At 64.2% G+C, this 4,894-nt stretch carries 5 protein-coding genes; 1 reads left to right on the forward strand and 4 read right to left on the reverse strand.

Features of this window, described 5'->3' with window-relative positions; genetic code table 11:
• The coding region (locus tag HMPREF2967_RS10955) for an HNH endonuclease signature motif containing protein (RefSeq protein WP_198531052.1) at window positions 1–401 on the forward strand (401 nt) is incomplete at its 5' end.
• Between the two features lie 248 nt (window positions 402–649).
• Here the strand turns inward: HMPREF2967_RS10955 and HMPREF2967_RS10960 are convergent.
• From HMPREF2967_RS10960 to HMPREF2967_RS10975, 4 genes are all read right to left on the reverse strand, one after another.
• Complete coding sequence (locus HMPREF2967_RS10960) at window positions 650–1,396, reverse strand: GntR family transcriptional regulator (RefSeq protein WP_070522251.1); 747 nt, start codon at window positions 1,394–1,396, stop codon at window positions 650–652.
• Window positions 1,397–1,452: 56 nt separating this feature from the next.
• Complete coding sequence (locus tag HMPREF2967_RS10965) at window positions 1,453–2,127, reverse strand: SDR family oxidoreductase (protein ID WP_070686443.1); 675 nt, start codon at window positions 2,125–2,127, stop codon at window positions 1,453–1,455.
• Between the two features lie 18 nt (window positions 2,128–2,145).
• On the reverse strand, window positions 2,146–3,333 hold the full coding sequence (locus HMPREF2967_RS10970; protein ID WP_070686445.1) for an alkylhydroperoxidase domain protein: 1,188 nt from the start codon (window positions 3,331–3,333) through the stop codon (window positions 2,146–2,148).
• Between the two features lie 27 nt (window positions 3,334–3,360).
• Window positions 3,361–4,894 (reverse strand): dipeptide ABC transporter ATP-binding protein (locus HMPREF2967_RS10975; protein ID WP_070686447.1); only part of this gene is annotated, 1,534 nt, incomplete at its 5' end.

Consider the following 4,894-nt stretch of genomic DNA (forward strand, 5'->3'; position numbering starts at 1 on the left):
TGCACCCCATTGAAGGACCCATCGACACCTGGCGACTAGAGCGTGGAGCAAACTTCAAACAGCGGCTTACCCTGCATGCTGAATTCCACACCTGTTCAAGACCAGGCTGTAACAAGCCGGCAGACTACTGCCAAGTCCATCACCTCATCCCCTGGCAGGCGGGAGGCTACACCAACATCAAGAACCTGACCTTCCTGTGCGCCTACCACAACGGGATCAATGATGATGACCCACAAAGGCCTACCGGGCGTGGCTACATGTACCGGCTTAACACCGGGGTCAGCTTCATCCCACCCTGGGGCACACCAATCACCGCAATGCCGGAATACCAAGAAGCAGTAGCCAGACTCGCCGCCGAACAAGCAGGACAACCACCAGAGGAACCACCCGACAGCAGCTAACATCCACCAAACACAGCAACGGCAGGAAGGAAACAGCTAACCACCAGTGACAACACTGCCTCCCGCGGACCACATCAAGGCACGCGGGCATATCGGCGATCCTTGAGCACGATTCACGTGCTGCCCACTGAGGGTTAAGCCCTTAAAGAACGAAACCCGCCAACCCGATGATGGTTGGCGGGTTTCCTGGAGTGCGAACTCGCATTCCCAGCGAGGCCGAACTCATGGCGCTGTCCTGGCTGGGATTTCTAGTCGAGGGTCGGCGTGGGGTCCTCGCCGATGACAACTTCCACCGTGACCGCATCGGGGCGCAGGGTCTCTTCCAACTGGGCAGCTACGACGCCGCCCTCCGCCTTGACGGTTCGCGTAATGCGCAAGACCGGTTGGTTCCGACCCACTCCAAGGGCTTTCTGTTCCTCCGTGCGCGCGGTGGCGGCCACGAGGGAGTCCCGCTTAAACACGGGCACCAGGTCAAGCTCCGTCAACAGCTCGGTCAGCGGCTTCTGGACATCCTCTTCCGTGAGGTCCGAGGCCAAGGCCTGCGGGATAAAAAGGGTGGAGGCCATGATGGGCGAGCCCTCGGTCAACTGCACCGCGCGGCATTCCCACACGGAATCACCTTCCTCAATCCCGAAGGTGGAAGCGAGATGCCCAGGCACCTCAATCAGCGTCAGCGACAACACCCGCACCTCCACATCGAGTCCATGCTCACGCAGCTGGTCGAGGGCGCTTCGCCCGCTCGTCAGGCTCAGCGTCGGCGGGGTGGCACGCACGAAGGTGCCACCGGTGCGCCCGCGCTTGCGGTCAATGAGACCTTCGATCTGGACGATGTCCAGCGCGTGGCGCACCGTCATGCGCGCCACCTTGTATTCCTGGACTAACTCCCGCTCCGTGGGAAAGCGGTCACCCGGCTTCAGTTCGCCGGATTCAATCTTGCTCCGCAGCGAATCCGCGATCACCAAATAGGCGGGGCGGCGACGTTGAGAGGTGGACACGCCTCATAACTGTACCGTGCGCTGCGTTTTTCGCATCTTGAGAGAAAACGCGGCTCCTACTTGCGCTGATTCAACTCAATGCGCGGGCGCACGCGAATCTCAGTCAGCTGCGTCGTCGGGCCAGCATCAACGGTGGCGCGGATGGCCTTCGCCACCTCCACAGGAGCGATGACATGCTCTGGGTTGTAATCCTGCAGGCCCTGCAGCATCGGGGTATCCGTCGGGCCCGGCGCGACGGTGGACACGCGGATGCCGAGCTCGCCGAGGCGCAGGCCGTCGGCAAGCGCGTAGAGCGCGTGCTTCGTCGCCGCGTAAATCACGTTGTCCCCGTAGGAGTGGATGCCCGCACCGGAGTTGATGAAGACCACAAGCCCTTCCGCCGCACGCAGCGCGGGCAAAAGCAGGCGGGTCAGCTCGGCTGGTACGTGCACGTTGAGGTCCATCTGCGCGCGCCAATCCTCCGGCCGAGCGCTTTCCACCGAGCGCTTATCCGCCCGAGCCGCCGCGTGTACAAGCACATCGACGCGCTCCAGCGAAGACAGTTCGGCGGGAAGCGGTGAGCCGTCGAGAAGCGACAGCAAATCGATTGCCACCGGCACGATGTTCTCCGCCTCCGGCAGCTCCCCGGCGCGCCGCCCCAGGGCATACACGCGGTGGTCCCGGGCAAGGTCCTTGATGATCTCCGCGCCCATTCCACCCGTCGCACCAGTTACAACGGCAGTTTTCACCATGGTTGTTCCTCCTTCTCGTTAGCGGAAGCGCTTCGGCACATCCGGCTCCCCCAGCGTCAGCATCAGGCGGTTGGCCCAGTTGAAGAACGCGGTGGAGTTGATGACATCGATGATGGCTAGGGTATCGAATCCCACGGCCTCGAGGCGTTCAACGTGGGAGGCGTCGAAGGCAAAGGGTGACTCGGTCAGGGCCAGGGCGGCATCGCGAATGGCGGACCACTGCGCCGAGCCCAGGTCAGCATCTACGCCCTCCTCGAGCAGACGGTCAATCGCCGCGGCGTCACCGCCCTCTTCCTTGGCGCGCTGCTGGTGCACCGACGCGCAGTACTCGCAACCGTTGAGACGCGATACCACCGTGGCGGCCAGCTCACGCTCGGCGCGGCCGAGTCCGCCGTCGGTGTTGTAGAAGATGTCCAGGTCCGTGAGCGTGCGCGCCTTGAGCGCGGCCGGATCGCGGGCGAGCAGACGGAAGTACTCCATATCGATGCGCTCGGGCTTAATGAGCGCATCGCGCTGCGCGTCTGTGAACTCCTCCTTCGGCTGCGGCGGCACCCACGGCTTCCAGCCCAGCGAGTGCGCTACAAAGCCCTGCGGCTTGGCGACGTCCGGCACCAGCGTCCCCTCCCCCGGCACCCACTCCGGGGTCTGGGTGGGACGCGGCGCCTCAGTCACGGGCGCGGGCTGTGCAGTACCGGCAAGCACGGAGAGGCCGTGCGCCACGCGCAGCTGGAAAGACAGGAAGCTGACCAGCTGCGCCAGCGTCACGATGTCATCGTCGGACCAGCCGGCCGCCTGCAGGTGACCAATCGCAGCTGGAGAAGCATCCTTGGGGTGGAAGACCAGAAGGTGGGCGAAGTCGAGGGCGGCGGCGAGGCGCTGGGAGACCTCGAAAAGCGTGAAGCCGCCATCAATATACGGGCCGGTGGTGATGCCGCTCTCCACCGCGCGGGATATTTCGACGGCAAGCTCCTCTGATTCCTCCGCCAGCAGGTCAGAATAAAAGGCGACGGCAGGCGTCGCCTGATACACGCCCGCCACAAAGGTAGCGATGGCGTAGCGTTCCGCATAGCTGAACGTGCCGGGCGTTGAAGGTTCGAGGAGCGCGGCGAAGGAGGCCTGCGCATTCTCCTTGGCTTCGGGGCGGCGCTCGCGCAGCTGGGCGACGTCCCCCTCAACACCCGCCAACAGGTTAATGATGTCTGCCATGAATTAATCCTTTCGTTTTCGCCCAGGCTACAGGCCCAGGTTGAGGTCGCCGGCGCGGTAGCGCGAGCCGGGGATGGCCTCGATGAGCTTCCGGGTAAACGGTGATTGTGGGTTACTAAAGACCTCGGCGGTGGGCCCGCATTCCACCTGCTGGCCCTTTGAGAGCACCGAAACGGTATCGGAAATCTGGTTGACCACTGCGAGGTCGTGCGAGATGAAAATGTAGGTCAGGCCGAGTTCCTCCTGCAGCCGGGCCAGTAGGCGCAGGATCTGGGCCTGCACGGTGACGTCGAGAGCGGAGACGGCCTCGTCGAGGATGACCAGCTCCGGTTCCACGATCATGGCGCGCGCGATGGCCACGCGCTGGCGCTGGCCGCCGGAGAGCTCGCGCGGACGGCGGTCGTAAAAGTCCGGGTTGAGAGCTACCAGGTCCAAGAACTCCTTGGCCTTTTCCTTGGCCGCGCTTGCACGCACCCCCTTCAAGTTCCGCAGCGGCTCCGCTACCGTCTGGCCAATCGTCTGCTTGGGGTCCAAGGAACCGTAGGGGTTCTGGTAGACCAGCTGGATGTTGTTACGCTCTTCACGCAAGGCCTTGCCGCGCAGACCCACGATGTCGCGCCCGCCCACGGTGATGTTGCCCGATGTCGGGGTGTTGAACATGGCGATGCTGCGCCCCGTCGTGGTCTTGCCGGAGCCGGACTCGCCCACGATGGCGTGGGTCGAGCCCTTGGCCACGGTGAAGGAGATGTCATCGACGGCGGTGAAATTACCGAAACGCTGGGTCAGGCCTTCCACCCGCACTAAGGGTTCGCCCGCGGTGCGGTCAGTAGTTGTGTCGGTCTTGACGACGGCGTTGCGCGAAGTAGCTGCTCGGCCGGCGTCGGCGACGGTGAGGGAGGGGGCGTCGGCAAGCAGGCGTTTGGTGTAGTCGTGGCGCGGGTTCGTCAGCACCGTGGCGGCCAGGCCCTCCTCGCGCAGCTGGCCGGATTCCATGACCACGACGCGGTCGGCGCGGTCACCGGCCACCGCCAAGTCGTGGGTAATGAAGAGGATGCCCATGCCGAGCTCCGCGCGCATGTCATCGAGGAGATCGAGGATGATCTTCTGCACGGTGACATCCAGCGCGGAGGTGGGCTCATCGGCGATGATGAGGTCGGGCTCCAGCGCTACGGCGGCGGCGATGAGCACGCGCTGCTTCATGCCGCCGGACAGCTCGTGCGGGTACTGGTGATAGCGGCGCTGGGGATCATCGATGCCGACGCGCTCCAGCAGTTCCAGTGCTTTGGCCTTGCGCTCGGCCGCAGTACCAACCTTGTGGATGCGCAGCCCCTCCTCCACCGAGGCGCCGATGGTCTGCACTGGGTTGAGGGAGTTATTGGGGTCCTGCGGGATGAGGCCGATGCGCCGCCCACGCAGCTCACGCCACTCGCGGCGACGCAGCGAGGTGATATCGCGGCCATCGAAGGTGATGGTTCCGGCATCGATGGTGGCATTCGAGGGCAGCAAGCCGATGGCTGCCATGGCGGAGGTGGTCTTGCCGGAGCCGGACTCGCCCACGATG

It is taken from the genome of Corynebacterium sp. HMSC059E07 (assembly GCF_001814395.1).
GTDB lineage: Bacteria > Actinomycetota > Actinomycetes > Mycobacteriales > Mycobacteriaceae > Corynebacterium > Corynebacterium hesseae.